The sequence below is a fragment of the Lentzea alba genome, assembly GCF_011067745.1.
In the GTDB taxonomy this organism is placed as follows: Bacteria; Actinomycetota; Actinomycetes; order Mycobacteriales; family Pseudonocardiaceae; genus Lentzea; species Lentzea alba.
In genome coordinates this window covers 321,489-340,993 of sequence record NZ_JAAMPJ010000004.1, presented here as the reverse complement: position 1 = coordinate 340,993, position 19,505 = coordinate 321,489, and the positions used below count along the sequence as shown (strand labels likewise).

The 19,505-nt window shown below is 68.7% G+C and carries 21 protein-coding genes, 1 pseudogene and 1 riboswitch; of the genes and pseudogenes, 14 read left to right on the top strand and 8 right to left on the bottom strand.

The genetic code is table 11. The annotated features are described in order from the left end of the window. Positions 1–269: 269 nt before the first annotated feature. From G7043_RS17265 to G7043_RS17245, 5 genes are all read left to right on the top strand, one after another. Positions 270–554: a hypothetical protein gene (locus G7043_RS17265; RefSeq protein WP_166046680.1), complete on the top strand. Its 285-nt coding sequence runs from the start codon at positions 270–272 to the stop codon at positions 552–554. A 331-nt stretch (positions 555–885) separates the two neighbouring features. Beyond that, the gene (locus G7043_RS17260) at positions 886–1,797 is read left to right on the top strand and encodes a LytR/AlgR family response regulator transcription factor (RefSeq protein ID WP_166046679.1); all 912 of its coding nucleotides are present in this window, start codon (positions 886–888) and stop codon (positions 1,795–1,797) included. Next, a complete protein-coding gene (locus tag G7043_RS17255; protein ID WP_166046678.1) occupies positions 1,794–2,198 on the top strand; it encodes a hypothetical protein in 405 nt (134 codons plus the stop codon). The genes G7043_RS17260 and G7043_RS17255 overlap by 4 nt, the downstream gene beginning before the upstream one ends. Then, a complete protein-coding gene (locus G7043_RS17250) occupies positions 2,195–3,937 on the top strand; it encodes a sodium/solute symporter (protein WP_166046677.1) in 1,743 nt (580 codons plus the stop codon). Before G7043_RS17255 ends, G7043_RS17250 begins: the two co-directional genes overlap by 4 nt. A 13-nt stretch (positions 3,938–3,950) precedes the next feature. Next, positions 3,951–5,126, top strand: a complete 1,176-nt coding sequence (locus G7043_RS17245) for a sensor histidine kinase (protein WP_166046676.1) — start codon at positions 3,951–3,953, stop codon at positions 5,124–5,126. Between the two features lie 77 nt (positions 5,127–5,203). On the opposite strand, the pseudogene G7043_RS48325 reads toward G7043_RS17245, so the two are convergent. Beyond that, positions 5,204–5,611: pseudogene (locus tag G7043_RS48325) on the bottom strand (transposase); the annotation flags it as partial. A 617-nt stretch (positions 5,612–6,228) separates the two neighbouring features. Between G7043_RS48325 and G7043_RS17235 the strand changes: the two are divergent. The 3 genes from G7043_RS17235 (at position 6,229) to G7043_RS17225 (ending at position 9,248) form a co-directional block, all read left to right on the top strand. Continuing rightward, positions 6,229–7,047: a metallophosphoesterase family protein gene (locus G7043_RS17235; protein ID WP_313887930.1), complete on the top strand. Its 819-nt coding sequence runs from the start codon at positions 6,229–6,231 to the stop codon at positions 7,045–7,047. Between the two features lies 1 nt (position 7,048). After that, entirely contained in the window at positions 7,049–7,690 is a 642-nt protein-coding gene (locus G7043_RS17230) for a 4'-phosphopantetheinyl transferase family protein (RefSeq protein WP_166046674.1), read from the top strand. 79 nt (positions 7,691–7,769) lie between these two features. Next, the gene (locus G7043_RS17225; protein WP_166047054.1) at positions 7,770–9,248 is read left to right on the top strand and encodes a glutamate--cysteine ligase; all 1,479 of its coding nucleotides are present in this window, start codon (positions 7,770–7,772) and stop codon (positions 9,246–9,248) included. A gap of 52 nt (positions 9,249–9,300) precedes the next feature. Here the strand turns inward: G7043_RS17225 and G7043_RS17220 are convergent, their stop codons facing one another. Then, positions 9,301–10,983 (bottom strand): cellulase family glycosylhydrolase, encoded by a 1,683-nt coding sequence (locus tag G7043_RS17220; protein ID WP_166046673.1) that lies wholly within the window; start codon positions 10,981–10,983, stop codon positions 9,301–9,303. Positions 10,984–11,140: 157 nt separating this feature from the next. Between G7043_RS17220 and G7043_RS17215 the strand changes: the two genes are divergently transcribed. The 5 genes from G7043_RS17215 to G7043_RS17195 are packed head-to-tail and all read left to right on the top strand — an operon-like array spanning position 11,141 to position 15,481. Next, positions 11,141–12,202, top strand: a complete 1,062-nt coding sequence (locus G7043_RS17215) for an AAA family ATPase (RefSeq protein ID WP_166046672.1) — start codon at positions 11,141–11,143, stop codon at positions 12,200–12,202. After that, the gene (locus G7043_RS17210; protein WP_166046671.1) at positions 12,199–13,812 is read left to right on the top strand and encodes a vWA domain-containing protein; all 1,614 of its coding nucleotides are present in this window, start codon (positions 12,199–12,201) and stop codon (positions 13,810–13,812) included. Before G7043_RS17215 ends, G7043_RS17210 begins: the two co-directional genes overlap by 4 nt. Further along, positions 13,812–14,480, top strand: a complete 669-nt coding sequence (locus G7043_RS17205; RefSeq protein WP_166046670.1) for a DUF3800 domain-containing protein — start codon at positions 13,812–13,814, stop codon at positions 14,478–14,480. Before G7043_RS17210 ends, G7043_RS17205 begins: the two co-directional genes overlap by 1 nt. Beyond that, complete coding sequence (locus tag G7043_RS17200; RefSeq protein WP_166046669.1) at positions 14,473–15,168, top strand: class I SAM-dependent DNA methyltransferase; 696 nt, start codon at positions 14,473–14,475, stop codon at positions 15,166–15,168. Before G7043_RS17205 ends, G7043_RS17200 begins: the two co-directional genes overlap by 8 nt. 10 nt (positions 15,169–15,178) lie before the next feature. Then, complete coding sequence (locus G7043_RS17195; protein ID WP_166046668.1) at positions 15,179–15,481, top strand: putative quinol monooxygenase; 303 nt, start codon at positions 15,179–15,181, stop codon at positions 15,479–15,481. Here G7043_RS17195 and G7043_RS17190 read toward each other — a convergent pair. From G7043_RS17190 to G7043_RS17170, 5 genes are all read right to left on the bottom strand, one after another. Beyond that, on the bottom strand, positions 15,474–15,812 hold the full coding sequence (locus G7043_RS17190; protein WP_166046667.1) for a hypothetical protein: 339 nt from the start codon (positions 15,810–15,812) through the stop codon (positions 15,474–15,476). The two genes, G7043_RS17195 and G7043_RS17190, sit on opposite strands and share 8 nt — an antisense overlap. A gap of 11 nt (positions 15,813–15,823) precedes the next feature. Next, positions 15,824–16,390 (bottom strand): TIGR03086 family metal-binding protein, encoded by a 567-nt coding sequence (locus G7043_RS17185; protein WP_166046666.1) that lies wholly within the window; start codon positions 16,388–16,390, stop codon positions 15,824–15,826. Beyond that, positions 16,390–16,800: a YbjN domain-containing protein gene (locus G7043_RS17180; RefSeq protein ID WP_166046665.1), complete on the bottom strand. Its 411-nt coding sequence runs from the start codon at positions 16,798–16,800 to the stop codon at positions 16,390–16,392. The genes G7043_RS17185 and G7043_RS17180 overlap by 1 nt, the downstream gene beginning before the upstream one ends. Continuing rightward, on the bottom strand, positions 16,725–17,432 hold the full coding sequence (locus G7043_RS17175) for a DUF998 domain-containing protein (protein ID WP_313887929.1): 708 nt from the start codon (positions 17,430–17,432) through the stop codon (positions 16,725–16,727). Before G7043_RS17175 ends, G7043_RS17180 begins: the two co-directional genes overlap by 76 nt. Positions 17,433–17,513: 81 nt before the next feature. Then, positions 17,514–18,371 carry a LysR family transcriptional regulator ArgP gene (locus G7043_RS17170; protein WP_166047050.1) on the bottom strand — a complete coding sequence of 286 codons (858 nt, stop codon included), beginning with the start codon at positions 18,369–18,371 and terminating at the stop codon, positions 17,514–17,516. Positions 18,372–18,470: 99 nt separating this feature from the next. Here G7043_RS17170 and G7043_RS17165 point away from each other — a divergent pair, with 99 nt between their 5' ends. Further along, entirely contained in the window at positions 18,471–19,019 is a 549-nt protein-coding gene (locus tag G7043_RS17165; protein WP_166047048.1) for a LysE/ArgO family amino acid transporter, read from the top strand. Here the strand turns inward: G7043_RS17165 and G7043_RS17160 are convergent. Next, complete coding sequence (locus G7043_RS17160) at positions 18,985–19,152, bottom strand: hypothetical protein (RefSeq protein WP_166046664.1); 168 nt, start codon at positions 19,150–19,152, stop codon at positions 18,985–18,987. The genes G7043_RS17165 and G7043_RS17160 overlap by 35 nt on opposite strands. A gap of 64 nt (positions 19,153–19,216) precedes the next feature. Then, positions 19,217–19,427: riboswitch (cobalamin riboswitch) on the top strand. The last annotated feature ends 78 nt before the right edge of the window (positions 19,428–19,505 follow it).

The following is a 19,505-nucleotide window of genomic DNA, read 5'->3' as shown; positions in this document are numbered from 1 at the left end:
CACCCGGCCCACCAGGCACGTAGAATCGACACGATGTCGAACAACATCGACTGAACGTCGAAACCACGTCATTTCAACCGGCCGACATAAGAACGAGACCAATTGAGACGAGTGCCTGTTGAGACGCAATGCCGTGCGATTGACCGGGTAGCCTGGGCGGGGCAACATCATTGCGCTGGACCACCTCGGTCGAGATATGGTGTTGCCCAGTGGGGGAAATGTTCGCACTCGTCCTCTCCCCTCTGCCGCGACACGACGGGAGGATTGACGTGGACCCCGCACTGGACGCCCTGCGCGACCGGCTGGCGGAGATCATCGCCTCACCGCCGGACAACACCGAAGACCTCGTCGACACCCTGAGCGGCCTCGCCAAGCTGTCGAACCAGTGGTCCGAGGCCATCCAGGCGCTGCGCGCGCCCACCCGCAGACTCATCGGACCCGCCGCGGCCGCGTCGGTGAGCGTCGCCGCCCGGCGCGCGGAGGAGTCCTTCATCGAGCTGGAGATCACGCTCGGTGACGCGCTGGCGGTGAAGCCCAGGGCCGGTCGGGTCTGAACGGAATCGCCGACCTGGCGAGGCCTGGCTGACCAGGCAACTGCACGCTGCGTGATAGCGGTTTTCGTCTCGGTGCCGAGACACACCCGTTCGGAGGGTTCCGGCACGTCCTCTCGCTGACGGATGATGCGCCCGATCGGGCTTTCCGGGGGAGGAGGGGGAAACCGTCGGTGCACACGCTGGGCAACCGGACCTCTTCGGCGAGTCACCCTCCGTGAGGGTGCATGATCGCGTATCCTACGCCCTCGGCTCACCAGGCGTGCGCTGACCGATCATGGTCTAATCGCCGCCACGTGAGGATCGGCCGTACACAGTTTGGACTCGATCTCGAATGACCTCAGGTCTGCCCTGCCCCATCTGCGAGGGGCCGGATCGACGTGGCAGCCTCGAGCGATCCCTCCGGGTGCTCGCCGTCGACGACGAGGCGCCCGCGTTGGAAGACCTCGTGTACCTGTTGCGCTGCGATCCGCGCATCGCTCACGTGGAAGCGGTCACCGACGCCACCAAGGCGCTTCGGGTGCTGCACCGCGCGATGGACGCCGGGCAGCCGTTGGACGCGGTGTTCCTCGACATCCGCATGCCGGGGCTCGACGGTCTCGACCTCGCCCGCGTGCTGTCGCGGTTCGCGCAGCCGCCGCCCGTGGTGTTCGTGACGGCGCACCAGCAGCCGGCGGTGGAGGCGTTCGAGCTCAAGGCACTCGACTACCTGCTCAAGCCGGTGCGGCCGGAACGGCTCGCCGAGTCCGTGCACCGCATCGTGCACGAGGTCTGGGACTCCAAGACGGGCGGCGAACCCACGACGCCCACGCCCGCGCAGTCCGCGAACGCCACGCCGCCGGAGATGGGTGACGAGGTCATCCCCGTCGAGCTCGGTGGCGTCACGCGGTTCATCCGGCTCGCCGACATCCGGTACGTGGAGGCGCACGGCGACTACGCCCGCCTGCACACCGCGACCGGCAGCGGCCTGGTGCGCGCGGCGTTGAACGGTCTCGAAGAACGCTGGCGCAGCGCGGGATTCGTCCGCATCCACCGCAGCCACCTGGTGTCGCTCGGCCACATCGACGAGATGCGCCTGGAGGACGGGCACCTGAGCGTCACGATCGGCGGCGCGGTGCTGCCGGTCAGCCGCCGGCACGCGAGGCACCTGCGGCAGCTGCTGGTGCGGCGCGCCCGGCCCACCCCCGTGCCGGGTCAGGCCACGCCCGCCGGTGCCGCGCAACCGAGAAACGGGCTGGGGTCGTGACGACGCCACCACCCCCGAAGGGACCGGAGCCGAAGCCGACCCAGCGGGTGGTGGTGACCAGCCCGCGCACCAGGGCTCCCCGTGCGCGTCGCCCGTACTCGGGCACGCGCGAGATCAACGAACAGAGCGAGCTCGGCGCCGTGTACATGCGCACGCTGATCAGGGCGCAACGGCGGTTGGGCCTGTCGGTGTGTTTGGTGGCGGGTGGCGCTCTCGGCCTGTTGCCGCTGCTGTTCTCGATCGAGCCGGAGCTCGGGAAGTCCCGGATCCTCGGGCTCGGGCTGCCGTGGTTCCTGCTGTGCGTGGTGACGTTCCCGATGCTGCTGCTGGCGGGCTGGTTCTACGTGCGGCAGGCCGAGCGCAGTGAACGCGAGTTCGCGGAGCTGGTCGAACGTCCATGACGAGTGGTTACGCCATCGTGGCGGTGCTGGTCGTCGCACTGGGCACGATCCTGGTCGGTACCTACGGACTGCGCGTTTCCCGCACCACGTCTGACTTCTACGTCGCCTCGCGCACGGTTTCCCCGTGGTGGAACGCTTCCGCGATCGGCGGCGAGTACCTCTCGGCGGCGTCGTTCGTCGGCATCGCCGGGCTGATCTTCGCCTACGGGCCGGACATGCTGTGGTTCCCGGTCGGCTACACGGCCGGATATCTGGTGCTGCTGACGATGGTCGCGGCGCCGTTGCGGCGTTCGGGGGCGTACACGCTGCCGGACTTCGCCGAGGCCCGCTTCCGTTCCCGCGGTGTGCGCGCGGTCGCGTCGATCCTGGCGTTGGCGATCGGCTGGCTGTACCTGTTGCCGCAGCTGGAAGGCGCCGGTCTGACGCTGAACACCGTGACGGGTGCGCCGGACTGGGTGGGCGCGCTGATCGTGACGGTGGTCGTGACCGCGAACGTGATGTCCGGCGGCATGCGGTCGATCACGTTCGTGCAGGCGTTCCAGTACTGGTTCAAGCTGACCGCGATCACCGTGCCGATCGTGTTCCTGATCGCCGTGTGGCAGGTGCACGGCGCGGACTCGCTGACCACGCCGGAGTACCCGGCGTTCCGGCAGGACACCGAGGTCACGTTCCCCCACGACACGATGATCCACGCCGAGGAACCGCTGTACATCAAGGGCATCGGCGAGATCGACGGCAAGTACGTCAACACCGTCGGCCACGGCCTGACCGCCGGCTACCACCGCATCGGACAGGGCTCGGAGTTCGTCTTCCCCAAGGGCGGCGCCGTCCCCCACGTGTCCACAATGGCCCACAACACCAACGCGTCATGGGCGCTGCCGGAGTCGAGCGGCCAGCAGTTCCCGTTGTACGGCGTCTATTCGCTGATCATCGCGACGTTCCTGGGCACCATGGGCCTGCCGCACGTGATCGTGCGCTTCTACACCAACCCGAACGGCACGGCCGCACGCCGCACGACGTTGATCGTGCTCGGCCTGTTGACGGTGTTCTACTGGATGCCACCGATGTACGGCGCGCTGGGCCGGCTCTACACGCCCGAGTTGTTGATGACCGGCCAGACGGACGCCGTGGTGCTGGTGCTGCCGACCCGGATGATCGACGGCATCGGCGGCCAGTTGCTCGGCGCTTTGGTGGCAGGCGGCGCTTTCGCGGCGTTCCTGTCGACGTCGTCGGGGCTCGTCGTGTCCCTGGCGGGGGTGCTGTCGCAGGACGTGCTGCGGCTCGGCGGCGTGCGCGGGTTCCGGATCTCCGCGATGCTCGCGGGCATCGTGCCGCTCGCGATGACGTTCGTCGCCACGGGCATGCCGGTCGCGGACATGGTCGGCCTGGCGTTCGCGGTGGCCGCGTCCTCCTTGTGCCCGTTGCTGATGCTCGGCATCTGGTCGACGCGGATAACCAAGGTCGGTGCCATCGCCGGCATGCTCGCGGGCGGCGTGCCCGCGCTGACCGCCGGTCTCGTCACGATGCTCACCGACACCGGCAACGCCTGGTACGAGGTGCTGCTCTCCCGCCCCGCCGCGTGGACGGTACCGCTCGGCTTCACGGTCATGTACGTCGTCTCGCTGCTCACCCAACGGCACGTGCCACCGGGAGTGCAGCAGACGATGGTCAAGCTCCACGCGCCCGAGAACCTCGGGCTGGACGGCTCCGGATCTTCGTCGGCCGACGAGCGAAGCTAGATAGGTGATGTGAATGCAGGACTTCCTCACCGCCGCCGCGATCCTGATCGTGGGCGGAGCGGCCGTGCTCGTCTTGTGGCGGGGCACGCGCAACCGGCAGTCGCTCTCGACCGAGGCCCAGCGCGTCACCTACGAAACACTGCACACCGCGTGGTCCGCCGCACCGCCGTTGCGCGCGGGCCTGGTGCCGGACGCGGCGAAGAAGTCCGCGCGCCACCTGCGCACGTTGCTCGACACGCCCGCGCTCGCCCTGACCGACGAGACGGAAGTCGTTGCGTGGGAAGGGATGTCCGACCACCACGCGGCCGACGCCATGGCGCAGGCCGAGGACGTGTTCCTCACCGGGCGCACCCAGGCGTTCGACATCGGCTGCACCGAACCGAACTGCCCGATCAACTGCGCCGTGGTCGCGCCATTGACGGTGGAGGGGCGCGTGGTCGGGACGCTGGCCGCCTACTCGCGGGAGGCCTCGGCCGGGCTCGTGCGCGCGACCAACCAGGTGGCGCGCTGGGCGGCCGGTCAGTTGGAACTGGCCGAACTGGACCGCTCGCGGACGCGGTTGGTCGAGGCCGAGGTGCGGGCGCTGCGTGCGCAGATCTCGCCGCACTTCATCTACAACTCGTTGTCCGCCATCGCTTCGTACGTCCGCACGAACCCCGAGCGCGCACGGACGTTGCTGCTCGACTTCGCCGACTTCACCCGCTACTCGTTCCGCCGCCACGGCGACTTCACGACGCTGGCCGAGGAACTGCGGTCGATCGACCAGTACCTGGCGCTGGAACGGGCGCGGTTCGGCGAACGGCTCAAGGTGACCTTGCAGGTGGCGCCCGAGGTGCTGCCGGTGACGGTGCCGTTCCTGTGTTTGCAGCCGTTGGTGGAGAACGCGGTGCGGCACGGGATGGAGGGCAAGATCGAGCCCGGGCACATCCAGATCTACGCCAACGACGGCGGCGCCGAAGCCCACATCACCATCGAGGACGACGGCATCGGGATGGATCCCGAGAAGCTCCGCCGGACGCTGGCCGGGCAGGTCGACGAGTCCGCCGGGATCGGGCTCGGCAACATCGACGAACGGCTGCGGCGCGTCTACGGCGACGAGTACGGCCTGGTAGTCGAAACCGCCTGCGGACTAGGCACAAAAATCACCGTGCGAGTGCCGAAGTACCACGCGGGCATCAACGGCATGTAGCCCGAAGTTGATGAGGGGAGCTTTCCCAAACCTGAGGTTTGGGAAAGCTCCCCTCATCAACTTCGCGCCCAGAATCAGCTGGCGGCTTTTGCGGCACGGCGGTCGGCCGCGTCCAGCACCGCGCGGATCCAGTCGAGCTCCTCGGTCCCGCAGGCGCCCTCCGCCGCCGCACGCCGCAGGCGCACCCAAAGGCCCAGGTCGGTCCACTCCTGGAAGCGCCGGTGCACGGTGGGCACGGTCACCCCGAACGACGCCGGCAGGTGCCGCCAAGCGCACCCCGACGACAACACGAACACGATCGCCGTGAACACCGCACGGTTGCAGACGCGGCCACGGCCACCGCCCTGACGGCGCACCTTGGCCGGCGGGATGATCGGCTCGACGACCGCCCACAGGTTGGGCGACACCAGGCGAGAGGAGAGTTGCTCGATGACGTCACCGCGGCCGGGCTCACAGCTGTGTTCCGGCCAGGAGGCCGTGCGCATCCAGGAGTCCTGGCGCGGCGCGTCGGCGGGCCGGGGGTCCTGGCGGGCGGACTCGGCGCGCTGACGGGAGCGCAGCAGCGTGGCCAGGGCGGTGTCCTCGGCCGTGGTGCGGCGCTGGGGGACGGCGTAGGCCTGGTGCTGCTGCGCCTGCCGGGTGATCTCGGCGCCGACGGTGCGGCGGAACGAGGGGTTGGCCGCCAGACGCGGGTCGACCGGCTGGCCGTAGCGCACCGGGACCTGGCCCTGACGTGGGGGAACGGGCCGTTGCGGCACCTGACGAGGCGGGACCTGCCGCGCGAGTCGCGGGTCCGGGGTGCGAGCGAACTGTGAGTCGGTCATGGTGTGGTCCTCCGCCAGGACTTTTCCGTCAGGTGACAGCACTCACAGTAGGAAGACGGCCGGAAAACCGGTAAGTAGGTAGGCCATAAAAGGCGATGAGCGGACGTGCAACGGCGACGCACGGCTGGTCCTGTTGAGACGAGTGGCGCACTGTCTGCGACGAACGGATAACCGGTCGTGGCACTTGACCCACTACCGGGTGGTCCTGACCGCTCACGGAGCGCATCCCGCCGGGCGGTGATGATCCGGTCGTTGACGCCTTAAGTAACGTTCGAACTGTGAAGCTTCTGGCCACCAGCGACCTGCACGTCTCCTACCAGGACAACCGTGATGTCGTGGAGGCGATCGCACCACCGGACCCGAGCGACTGGCTGATCATCGCCGGGGACATCGCCGAGAAGTTCTCCTCCGTCGAGTGGACGCTGAAGACGCTGCGGCCGAAGTTCGGCCGGGTCATCTGGTCGCCGGGCAACCACGAGCTCTGGACCACCAAGGACGACGAGAACCAGGCCCGCGGCGAGGTGCGCTACAAGCAGCTCGTCGAGCTGTGCCGCAGCCTCGACGTGATCACGCCGGAGGACCCGTACGTCACGTTCCCCGGACCGAAGGGCCCGGTCACCGTCTGTCCCCTGTTCCTCGGGTACGACTACTCCTTTCGGCCGCACGGCGCCACGGACGTGAAGTCCGCCCTCGCCATCGCGCACGAGGCGGGCGTGGTGTGCACGGACGAGTACTTCCTGCACCCCGACCCGTACCCGTCCCGCGAGGCCTGGTGCGAGGCGCGGGTCCGCGAGACCGAGGAACGGCTCGCCCAGGTCCAGGGCCCGACCGTGCTCATCAACCACTACCCGCTCGTGCGCGACCCCACGTTCGTGCTGCGCTACCCGGAGTTCGCGCTCTGGTGCGGCACGACCCTGACCGCGGACTGGCACCGCAGGTTCAACGCGGTGGAGATGGTCTACGGCCACCTGCACATCCCCCGCACGACGCACTACGACGGCGTGCGGTTCGACGAGGTCTCGCTCGGCTACCCGCGCGAGTGGAAGCCACGCGGCACCACCCAGGTGAAGCTGCACGACGTGCTGCGGGAGTCATAGCGTGCTGGAACAGCTTCTTCCCCCGCCCATCGCGGCGGTGGAGCGGTACGACGACGAGCAGCCGGTCGAGCTCTTCCCCGAGGAGGAGGCGCTGCTCGGCAACGCGGTGCCCAAACGGCGGTTCGAGTTCGGCACGGCCCGCGCGTGCGCCCGCGAGGCCATGCAGAGCCTCGGGGTGGCCCCGGCGCCGATCCTGCCCGGTCCGAAGCGCGAACCGCTGTGGCCCGACGGCATCGTGGGCAGCCTGACGCACTGCCTGGGCTACCGGGCCGCGGCGCTCGCCAGCAGGACCGACTTCCAGACCATCGGCATCGACGCCGAGCCGCACGCCGCCGCGCCCAAGGGCGTGCTGGAGGCCATCGCGATCCCGGCGGAACTGCGCAGGATGGAGGGGCTGACGGCCGACGACCCGAAGATCTGCTGGGACCGGCTGCTGTTCAGCGCCAAGGAGTCGACCTACAAGGCCTGGTACCCGATCACCCAGCGGTGGCTGGGCTTCGAGGACGCAGACATCACGCTCGACGCCGATGGCACGTTCCACTCGCGGATCCTGCTGCCGGACACCCCGGTCGCCGGGTTCCACGGCCGCTGGCTCGTGCAGGGCGACATCCTCGTGACCGCCATCGCCGTGCCCACCAGGTAGGAACAAGACACACGGGTGTCGGATTGATCAACCATGATGCACAGTGGTGGGGTTAACCCTCGACCGCCGGGAGGCCACCATGGGCGAGGACGTCGCGAAGCACGAGTTCACCCGCGAGGACCGCACGCGGTACCGCACGAAGGTGCGGCGGTGTCTCGACGTGTTCGCCCGGATGCTGCGTGAGGCCCGGTTCGACTTCGAGAGGCCGATGACCGGTCTCGAGATCGAGATCAACCTCATCGACGAGAACGCCGACCCGGCGATGAAGAACCACGAGGCGCTCGCGGTCATCGACGACCCGGACTTCGTGACCGAGCTCGGCCAGTGGAACATCGAGATCAACGTGGCCCCGCGCCGGCTCGCGGGCGGCGGCATCACCTCGTTCGAGGAGACCGTCCGGCGCAGCCTGAACTCCGCCGAGGAGAAGGCGCGCGGGATCGGCGCGCACATGGTCATCAACGGCATCCTGCCGACGCTGCGCACCAAGCACGTCACCCCGGACCAGCTGTCCAGCAACCCGCGCTACGCCCTGCTCAACGAACAGGTGCTGGCCGCGCGCGGCGAGGACCTGCAGATCGCCATCGACGGCGTCGAACGCCTGCACCTCACCGCGAGCTCGATCGTCCCCGAGGCGGCCTGCACCAGCACGCAGCTGCACCTGCAGGTCAGCCCCGAGCAGTTCCCCGCCTACTGGAACGCCGCCCAGGCCATCGCGGGCGTGCAAGTCGCGGTGGGCGCGAACTCCCCGTTCTTCCTCGGCAAGGAGCTCTGGCGCGAGACCCGCATCGCGTTGTTCCAGCAGGCCACCGACACCCGCGGCGACGAGCTCAAGGCCCAGGGCGTGCGCCCGCGGGTGTGGTTCGGCGAGCGGTGGATCAACTCGATCTTCGACCTGTTCGAGGAGAACGTCCGCTACTTCCCCGCGTTGCTGCCCATCTGCGACGAAGAGGACCCGTTGGCCGTGCTCGACCACGGCGACACTCCGACGTTGAGCGAGCTGAAGCTGCACAACGGCACCATCTACCGCTGGAACCGCCCGGTGTACGACGTGGTGCGCGACCGCCCGCACCTGCGCGTCGAGAACCGCGTGCTGCCCGCCGGCCCGACCATCGTGGACACGCTGGCGAACGCCGCGCTGTACTTCGGCCTGGTGCGGGCGCTGGCGGAGGACGAACGTCCACTGTGGTCGCAGATGAGCTTCCAGGCCGCGGAGGAGAACTTCAACGCCGCCTCGCGCAACGGCATGGACGCGCAGGTGTACTGGCCGGGCGTCGGCACCGTGCCGGTGGTCGAACTGGTGTTGCGCCGGCTGCTGCCGCTCGCGCACGAAGGGCTGATCCGGTGGGGCGTCGACTCCGCCGAACGGGAGAAGCTGCTCGGGGTGATCGAGCAACGCTGCCTGAGCGGGGTGAACGGGGCGACCTGGCAGGCGCGCGAGTTCCACCGGCACTACGACCACACGCACATGGACCGGGCGGACGCGCTCCGCACCATGCTCAAAACCTACGTGGACCTCATGCACACCAACGAACCCGTGCACACCTGGCCGCTGACGTGATGAAGGGACCCTTCATCCACCTCAAGTGGATGAAGGGTCCCTTCATCGAACGCTAGCTCGTCGGGAAGTTGTCGGGTGTGCGGATGCGCTCGCGCACCCAGACTCCGGCCGGCTTCAGGACGCCGGTTCCCGCGAACGTCGTGCCCGAGCAGGTGCCGGTCTTGAACACCGCGCCCGACAGCCCGTCGTCGGAGTAGTTCCAGTTGGCCCAGGAGATCTTCTTCTGCGCCATCAGGTCCAGGTACTTCTGCGACATCGTGAAGTCGTTGCTGCCGCCGCCGGACGAGGTCTGCGTGCCGAACTCGGTCACGAACACCGGGACCTCGCTGGAGACGCGGTTCAGCGCGTCGTAGTGCGACTGCTTGTGCGAGGCCGCGTAGAAGTGGAACGAGTACATGAAGTTGGTCGCGTTGACCTTGTTGTTCAGCACCACCGACGGGTCCTCGCCGTCGGAGTGGCCGAACGTCGACCAGCCGTGCGTGCCCGAGACGATGAGGCTGTCCGGGTCGATGTTGCGGATGACCGGGATCATCTGCTCCGCGTAGGACTTGACCTTCGCCCACGACACGTTGTTCGGCTCGTTGGCGATGTCGTAGATGATGTTCGTCTTGTCCTTGTGCCGCTGGGCTATCTCGGTGAAGAAGGTCTTCGCGCGCGACAGGTTGTAGTTCGGGTCGCCCGGCGAGAGCTGGTGCCAGTCGACGAGGACGTAGATGCCGCGGCGGGTGGCTTCCTCGATGTACCCGTGCATCAGGTCGGTGAACTTGCGCGGGTTGGTCTCGTAGCCGTCTTCCTGGATGTACATGGCGACGCGGATGAAGTCCGCGTTCCAGTCGTTGACCAGCGCGTCCCACCACTGGGACTTCGCGCACTGGTGGTACCACTGGATGCCGTGCGTGCTCATGCCGCGCAACTGGATGGGCTTGCCGTACTGGTTGCACAGCTGCACACCACACACACGCAGCAGACCGTTGATGTCGTGCGGTCGCGTGCCACCGGGGGTGCCCGGCGTGGTCTTCACCGTGATGGAGTTGGACGCGGCGGACAGGTTCCCGGCCGCGTCCCGCGCCTGCACGGTGAAGGTGTACGACGTGTCCGGGGTCAGGCCGGTCACCGTGTGCGTGGTGCCGGCCGCGGTCTGCCCGTTGGACAGCACGTACCCGGTCACGCCCACGTTGTCCGTGGACGCGTCCCACGCGAGCGAGATCGACGACGCGGTCTGCGCGGTGGAGCGCAGGTTGCCCGGTGTCGAGGGGGCGACGGTGTCCGGCGGGCCGGACGGGGGTTCGACGTCGAGCCGGTCGAGGTTCGGGCCGCCGTTGGCGGTGGTCGCGACCGTCCTGATCGTGTTGGTGCCCGCGTTCAGGTTCACCGTGGTGGTGCGGGTGGTCCAGGTGGTCCACGCGCCCGTACCGGGGAACGAGAGCTCGTCCGCCGCCAGCGAGCCGTTCACCGAGACGTCCATCGGGCGGTTGGCCGTGGTGCCGTTGGCGAACCGGAACGTGAGCGTCGCCTGACCCGCGCTGGGCGAGGTCACGGCGAACTCGACCGAACTGCCGACCTCGTTGTCGTAGTTGACGAAACCACTGCCGGTGAAGCCGGCGTGGTTCGACTCGACGAGGCCGTTCGAGATCGTCGCGCTCTCCGCCTGGTACTGGACCGGGGCGGCGACCGCGACGGCCGGAACAGCGAGCGCTAACGCTGCCGGGAGGACCAAGAACAGGGATCTGGCCACAGGGTGCCTCCTGTGTAGAGGAACAGCAGGGTGCGGCGGCGATTTAGTTAAGAAGGTTTCCTATCAGTTGTGGGTTGAATCACAGCACCAGACCACTGCTCGTGTCAACAAATTCGGGCGACCGGGACAAGCCTGGTGAGGCATCCTCGATCACCTCATGCGATCCACAGTCACCGTGACACCAGCACAGCTTCCGGAGGTGCTGCTGCACGTCGCCGTCGTCCGACCGGTCTTCCTCTGGGGGGCACCGGGCATCGGCAAGTCCTCGCTCGTCCGCGAGTTCGCCGCCGAGCTGGGCCTGGAGTGCGTGACGCTGCTGGGCACGCAGCTCGCGCCGGAGGACCTGATCGGTGTTCCGGAACTGGTCGGTGGCCGGTCCAGGTTCGCCCCACCGGAGTCCATCGCCCGCCAGGACCCGTACTGCCTGTTCCTCGACGAGCTCAACGCCAGCAGCCCGGAGGTGCAGAAGGCGTTCTACTCGCTGATCCTCGACCGGCGCATCGGCTCCTACGAGCTGCCGAAGGGCTCGATCGTGATCGGAGCCGGCAACCGGGCCGTCGACAACGCCCTGGCGCGCCCGATGGCGTCCGCGCTCGTGAACCGCATGATCCACGTGCACCTCACGGCGTCGGCTCGCGACTGGCTGGCCTGGGCGCGCGAGAGCGACATCCACCCGTGGGTGCTCGACTACCTGACGCAGCGCCCGGACCACCTGTGGAGCGCGGCGCCGAAGGTCGAGGAGACGTTCTCGACGCCGCGCGGCTGGCACATGCTGTCCGACGCGCTGCACTCGTTCGGCGACGACATCTCCGAGGACCTGCTCGGGGTGCTGGCGTTCGGCACGGTCACCGCGAACCACGCCTCGATGTTCAAGGCGTACGTGAAGACCGTCCGGCATGCGTACGGGCTGGAGGCCGTGCTGCGCGGGGACGCCCGCTGGCCGTCCGCGCCAGGAGACCGCGACCTGCTGTACTTCCTGGCCGAGGCGTTCCGCGCGCGGCTGGTGAAGGAGCTGCCGCACGACAAGGCGCACGCCCCCGCGGCGGGCAAGCAGCTCGCCCACCGCGGCAAGGCGTTGTTGCTGGAGCTGGCCGAGCTGTCGCTGGAGATCGCGCAGATGGTGATCGCGGCCGATGACGACGGCAACCCCGTGCTGCCCGCGTGGTTCCTCGTCGAAGTCACCCGCGACCTGCCACGACTGGTCGCGGCAAGGGCATGAGCCGGCGTTCGAAGGCACACGTCGATCCAGCCGCGCTGGCGTTCGCGGCGGCGAACAAGCGGATCAACTTCCATCCGTTGTTCGCCGCCCTCAGCCCGTATGTGCGCCGGCAGTCCGATCACCCGTGGGCGGACATCACGCTGGACGGCTCGATGCTCGCCCACCCGACGAAGAAGGCGAGCGAGGAGGAGTGGGCGTGGGTGTTCGCGCATTGCTTGCTACACCTGGGTTTCGGCACCTTCTCCTGTGACGACGTGCTGGACTTCCAGCCCGCGCTGAAGTTCGGCACGCGGCCGCCGTCCTGGGAACCGGGCAGGTGTGTGCGCGGCGGGGAGTCGAGGGACCCGAAGAAGTGGGCGGAACGGTTCGCCGCCGGGCTCTCCAACGCCGCTGTCGCCGCGATCGACGTGGCGGGTGGCGCGCGCTCTTCTTTGTCCGACGCACGGCCGTTGAAGACCGAGTGGGATCTCGCACTGGGCTGGTTCGTGTCGAACTACCCGCTGCTGGGCGCGCTGGCGTCGTCGATGAAGGTGGTGGCGGACGCCGAACTGGCACGGGGCTGGGACATCTCGATCGCGGCGGTCTCCACGGCGTCGGCGGAGATCTACGTGAACCCGCTGGCCGGGCTGTCCCGGCAGGAGTGGCGGTTCGTGCTGGCGCACGAGATGCTGCACGCCGCGTTGCGTCACTGCGACCGGGTCGGCGGGCGGGATCCGTACCTGTGGAACATCGCCGCGGACTTCGTCGTCAACGGCTGGCTGGTCGAGATGGGCGTGGGCGAGGCTCCGGAAGGCGTGCTGCACGACCAGTCGTTGCGCGGCCTTTCGGCGGAGTCGGTGTACGACCGGATCACGGTCGATCTGCGGCGCTACCGGAAGCTGTTGACGTTGCGGGGTCACCACCAGGGCGATCTGCTCGGCGAGCCGTTGCGCGGGCCCGCGGACATCACCGGCCTGGACGAGTTCTACCGGCGGGCGTTGCTGACCGGGTTGAGCTGTCACACGTCGGCTCGCGGACTGCTGCCCGCCGGGCTGGTCGAGGAGATCCGCGCGCTGGAGCACCCGCCGTTGTCGTGGGACGCCCAGCTGGCGCGCTGGTTCGAGGAGTTCGTTCCCGCCGTGGAGAAGCGGCGCACCTACGCCCGTGCGTCACGGCGGCAAGCGTCCACTCCGGACATTCCCCGGCCCGGCTGGGTGCGGCCCGAGACGCTGGAGTCGCGACCGACGTTCGGGGTCGTGCTCGACACGTCCGGTTCGATGGATCCCAAGTTGCTGGGCAAGGCTCTGGGCGCGATCGCGTCCTATGCCGCGGCACGTGACGTGCCCGCCGCGCGCGTGGTTTTCTGTGACGCGATGGCATATGACGCCGGATATGTGCCCGTCGAGGACATCGCGGGCCGGGTGACGGTGCGCGGGCGCGGCGGCACGGTGCTGCAGCCCGGCGTCGACCTGCTCGAACGCGCCCCGGACTTCCCAGCGGCAGGCCCGATCCTGGTCATCACCGACGGGTGGTGCGACGTGCTGCGGATCCGGCGCGACCACGCGTTCCTGATCCCGGCTGGCGCGCATCTGCCGTTCCGCGCCCGTGGTCCCGTGTTCCGGATGTCCTGATGGAGATCGCCTGCGACGAGTCGGGTTCCGAGGGCGAGAAGCTCGTCGGCGGCGTCACGGCGGTCTTCGCGCACGCCGGCGTGCGGATGACGCGGGACGAGGCCTCGTCGTGTGTCGAGGCGTTGCGTTCGATGATCAAGTCGCCCGCGCTGGAGTACAAGGCGAACCACCTGCTGCGCACGAAGAACCGGTGGGTGCTGCTGTGGTTCCTCGGGCCGTCCGGGCCGCTGGCCGGTCGCGCCCGCGTGCAGCTCGTGGACAAGCGGCGGTTCCTGGCCTCTCGGGTGCGCGCGGAGTTCGGTCGCGTGTCCGGACCGCTGGAGCACTACAACGACCTGCTGCGCGCCCGCGGACCGGGCGGGACGCTGGACCCGTTGTTTCCTGCGATACTGCGGGCCGTCGCGCAGTGGAGCGGCCCGGTGTCGATCGTGCACGACCAGCAGCTGTCGCTGACCGATGGACGCATCCGGCAGCTCAAGAAGATGGCGCCGCGACTGGAAAACCTGACGTTGGTCGACTCGCAGTACGACGCCCGCGTGCAGGTGGCCGACTTCCTGGCCGGGATCGCCCGGCGGGTCGCGGAGGAAGAACTCAACGGAAAACCAGACCGCGAGGTGATCGAGTTGCTGATGCCGTTCGTCGTCGGGCCTAGGATGTGGAATGCCTGACGCGATTTTCGCCGATCCCCGACTCGCCCGGATCTACGACCAGTTCGACGGGCCGCGCGACGATCTGTCGCTGTACCTGGAGATCGCTGCCGGTGTCGGTGCCCGCTCGGTGCTCGACCTCGGCTGCGGCACCGGGAGTTTCGCGACGCTGCTGGCCGACGCCGGACTCACGGTCTTCGGGGTGGATCCGGCCCTGGCGTCGCTCGAGATCGCGCGAGCCAAGGACGCGCGGGTGAGGTGGATCCACGGCGACGCGACGTCGCTGCCCCCGTTGCAGGTCGATCTCGCGACCATGACCGGCAACGTGGCGCAGGTGTTCCTCGGTGACGACTGGGAGACCGTGCTCCGAGCTGTGCACGACGCGCTGCGGCCCGGCGGGTACCTCGTGTTCGAGACGCGCCGCCCGGAGCGCCGAGCCTGGGAGGACTGGTCGCGGGCGGAGCCGCGGGTGCGGGGCGGCGTTCGCGAGCAGCTCGAACTGCTCGGCGTGAACCTGCCGTTCGTGTCGTTCCGCCACACCTACCGGTTCCCGGACGGCTCGATGATCGCCTCGGAGTCGACGCTGCGGTTCCGCTCCCGTCCCGAGATCGAGCAGAGCCTGGGCCGGTGCGGCTTCGAGGTCGTGGACGTGCGCGACGCGCCGGACCGGCCGGGCAAGGAGCACGTGTTCGTGGCGATGCGGAAATAGGATTCGCCGCATGGCGTTCGGCTACATCGGCTCGATGAGGACCAAGCCCGGTCACCGCGACGACGTGGTGGCGATCCTGACTCGCGGCGGGGACGGCCTGCGGGAGGCCGGCTGCCGGGTGTACGCGGTCGGGCTCGATCCCGAGGACGAGGACAAGATCTGGGTCAGCGAGATCTGGGAGTCCGCGCGGCACCACGCGGACTCGTTGCAGTTGCCGGAGACCAAGGCCGCGATCGCGGAGGCCATGCCGATGCTGACCGGCGAGTTCTCCGGGCAGAAGGTGGAGATCGTCGGCGGCCTGGGCGTCAGCTGACCAGCGCGGGTTGCTTCCAGGCCTGCACCAGCCACGGCAGGATGCTCGGCATCCGGTCGGCGACGATGTCGTGCAGCACCAGCACGATCCGGCCGGACCGCGCGGGACCGGCGTCGAGCCACACGGTCTGCATCAGCACGCCCGCCTGGAGGTCGAGCCCCGCCTCCGCCTCGGCCAGTGCGGCGTCCGTGGCGGCGGCGGGGTCCACGACCTCACGGTGCGCGAAGCCGGATCGGCACAGTTCGGGATGCAGTTCCACCAGGGAATCGACCGCGGCGGCCAGACGTCCCACGCCCAGGCCGGCCCGAACCTGCACCGTAATCGCTCTCACGTTAGGAGAGCCTAACCTAGGTGCCACCCGGGATTCCGCCCACTGAGTCCCAGGACACGGTCCAGCAGCGGCGCGTTCGAGTCGACCTCCACCGCGGCTCCGAACAGCGAGCCGTCGCGGTCGTCCGGACCGATCGAGGACACGAAGCCGTAGACGACCTGGAGCAGGTCCTCGTCGACCGCGAAGTCCTGGCCGGTCGCGCGGGCCAGGTCCCAGCCGTGCAGCACGACCTCGTCGAGCGCCACCGCGCCCGCGACCTCGCCGGGCAGGTCGACACCGCCCGCCGCGGTCATGCCCTCCCAGGACGACGGCGCGCGCCAGGCCGACGCGAGCTCGGCGAGCCGCGCCGGCATCGACTCGCGGAAGTCCAGCGGCAGCCTGGCCGCGTCACCGGCGCCCGTGCCGGCCATCGGGGTCTTCCGCGCCGCCATGGTGAAGGCGACCGACAGGCCGTTCACGTGGTCGAGCAGGTCACCGACGGTGTAGTCGGGACACGGGGTCGGTGCCTTGAGATCACTGTCCGAAACGTTGCGCACCAGGACCGCCAGCTGATCTGTCGCGGGCGTCAAGTCGAACATCAGTAGCCATCGCCTCCCCAGAACTGTTCCTCGAGCATGTCCGCCGTACCGGCGAGCAGCTGCAGCGGGTCGGTGAACTCGTGGATGTCGAGATCCACCAGCGGAAGCGAGTGCCGGACCACCACGTGCTCGCCCATGATCGCGAGACCGCACGCCACGGTGGACTTGCCGACCTCCTCCAGCACGTCGCGGAGGTTCACGTCCTTCGCGAGCCCGCACGGGGAGGCGATCTGCACCCATTCGTGCAGCTTGTCGAGCACTTCCCGGACGATGATCACGACCTGCGTGCGTTCATCGTCGCCCTCGTCCTCGTCACCGAAGGTGAAGAGGATCCTCAGCTCCTCGTCCTCGTCGTGGATGACGTCGTACTCGGCGCGGACGTAATCCGCGAGGTCTCCCCAACTCGCCATGGCGCAACCCTACTGGCCGCGATCGCCCACAGCCCGACGACGAGCACCGCGATCACCTCGGCGATGACCAAGATCCTCTCGATGTAGCCCAACGGGAACACGACCCACCACCGAACGTCGGAGGTCGCACCCAGCACAATGGCGTAAAGGAGCGGGGTGAACGCCACAACGCTCAACAGGCCGGACGCCATCGTGAACCTCGCGTGCTTTCCCCACACGTGATCGCGCAGCCACGGCCTGGCCAGCAGGATCACCGCGATCGGCAGGCTGACGAACGCGAGCATGCTGCCGAACCGGTGGATGCTGCCGCTGAGCTGGTTGGTGCCCATCGCCCAGTTCGTCTTGGGGAACACCACCACCAGGAACAACCCGACCGACCACAGGGTCAACGCGATCGAGCCGCCGGACCGCCATCTGGTCAGTCCCTTGTGGACGAGCGCGGTGAGGATCGCGAGCGAACCGACGGCCAGCAGCACCACGGCGACGTCGAACACCGGACGGTAGTCGCCCAGCGCGTACTCGCTGATCGTGCGGCGCAGCGGGCCGACGGTGAGGTCGAGCAGACCCACCATGGCCACCGTCGCGACGACGGCGAGTGAACCGCCGGTGGCGGCAAGTCGAGGAATCAGCACATACCGGTCAACGTGGGCGCGAACCCGTCCTGTTCCTGGGTTCAGGAAGCCGACAGGTTGCCCTCAGGGTTTCGACAGGCCCTACTCGAGCGCCACACCGGCCTCGCCGTAGACCGCGTCGGCGACCGCGGTGAGGGCCGGCGAGTCGAGCTTCCACTGCTGCCAGTACAGCGGCACGGAGATCGTCCGGCCGGGCGCGAGGTCGACCAGGCCGTCCTGCAGCTGCTGCGGCGGCACCATGCCCCAGCCGAGGCCCGCCACGATCGTTCGCACGTACACCTCGGACGACGGCACGTAGTGACGGTGGTCCGACGCGCCGCGACCGCGGGTCAGCGTGCGCACGAACCTGTCCTGAAGGTCGTCGTTGCGGTCGAACACCACGACCGGCGCGTCCGGCAGCCACGACTTCAGCGCGCCTTCTTGGTACCGGTCTATGAAGGACTGCGAAGCCATTGCGGCGTAACGGATGTCGCCGAGCTTGCGGACCGAGCACCCGGCGACCGGCTCCCGCGACGACGTGACCGCGGCCATCACCACACCTTGCCGCAACAACGCCGTCGTGTGGTCCTGGTCCTCGCGGTGGAGGTCGAACGAGATCTTCAGCTCTGGCGAAACCCGTTGCAGGGCGGGCAGGAACCACGTGGCGAGCGAATCAGCGTTCACCGCGATCGGCACCCGCACGAGGGCGTCCTCCCCCAGCGCCGCGTCGAGGTCCTGGTCCAGAGCGAGCAGTTGCCGACCGTACCGAACCAGAACCTCTCCCGACGGCGTCAGCCGCACCGGCCGGGCCCGCACCAGCAGCACACGACCCGTTCGCTGCTCCAGTGCCTTGATCCGTTGGGAGACAGCGGACGGAGTGACGTGCAACGCTGCCGCGGCAGCGTCGAACGTGCCCGCGTCGACGACTGCCAGCAGGGTGCGCACCAGGTCGAGATCCATCACGGCTGCTAATGATACGTAAGAATCTTTAGCTGGTCTCATCAAGACGGCGTCAATACCGTCGACGACGTGACTGACTTGCTGCTCGGCTTCGGCACCATGATGACCCTGATCGTCGCGATCGGCGCGCAGAACGCTTTCGTGCTGCGCCAAGGACTTCGACGTCAGGCCGTGGGCAAGGTCGTCGCCGTGTGCGCCATTTCGGACGCGATCCTCGTCGCGGTGGGCGTCGCGGGGTTCGGGGCCATCGTCCGCAGGTGGCCGCAGGCGATCACCGTCGCCGCCGTCGTCGGCGGGCTTTTCCTGCTGGGATACGGGTTTCTGGCGGCGCGCAGGGCGTTCCAGCCGTCGTCGATGACCGTCGCCGACACCGGTTCGAACCGGCCCGTGCTCACCGCGCTCGCCCTGACCTGGCTCAACCCGCACGTCTACCTGGACACGCTGCTGCTGCTCGGCTCGATCGCGGCCGGCCGCTGGCTGTTCGGGGTCGGCGCGGTCACCGCGAGCGTCACCTGGTTCGTCGCGCTCGGGTTCGGCGCCCGGCTGCTCAGCCCGCTGTTCGCGAAGCCCCGCTCGTGGCGGGTGCTGGACGGCCTGATCGCCGCCGTGATGATCAGTCTCGGGGTCGCGCTGATCGCCGGGTGGTGATCAGCACCAGCACCGCCGACACGGCCAGCACCCCGCTCGTCACGGGCGCCGCGGCACCGACGGCGAGGGACGTCGAAGCGAGCCCCGCACTGAGCAGAGCACCTGCGACGACCTTCGGCCGAACCTCACCCACGTAGATCACCATAACCCAGGACACGCCCATGTTGGGTGGTGATCAAGGCCGCACCCCAACATGTAGTATCTGCCGCGCTGGTGGTTCACCGACTCGGAGCAACGGGCCGGTGAGGCAAGAGGGAACCTGGTGAAAGACCAGGACTGCCCCGCAGCGGTGAGTGGGAACGAAAGCCGTCAACGAAGCACTGGGTCGCGAGACCTGGGAAGCGACGGCCGGTAGGCGTTAGAGGTACGCCCACGAGTCCGAAGACCTGCCACTGGTGTGTGCGCAAGCCTGCGCGCACGACACGGTGCCTCGAGGGAGGGCAGCTGTGTGCCCTCAGTGGCGCGCGCATGCATTCCTTCGAGCCG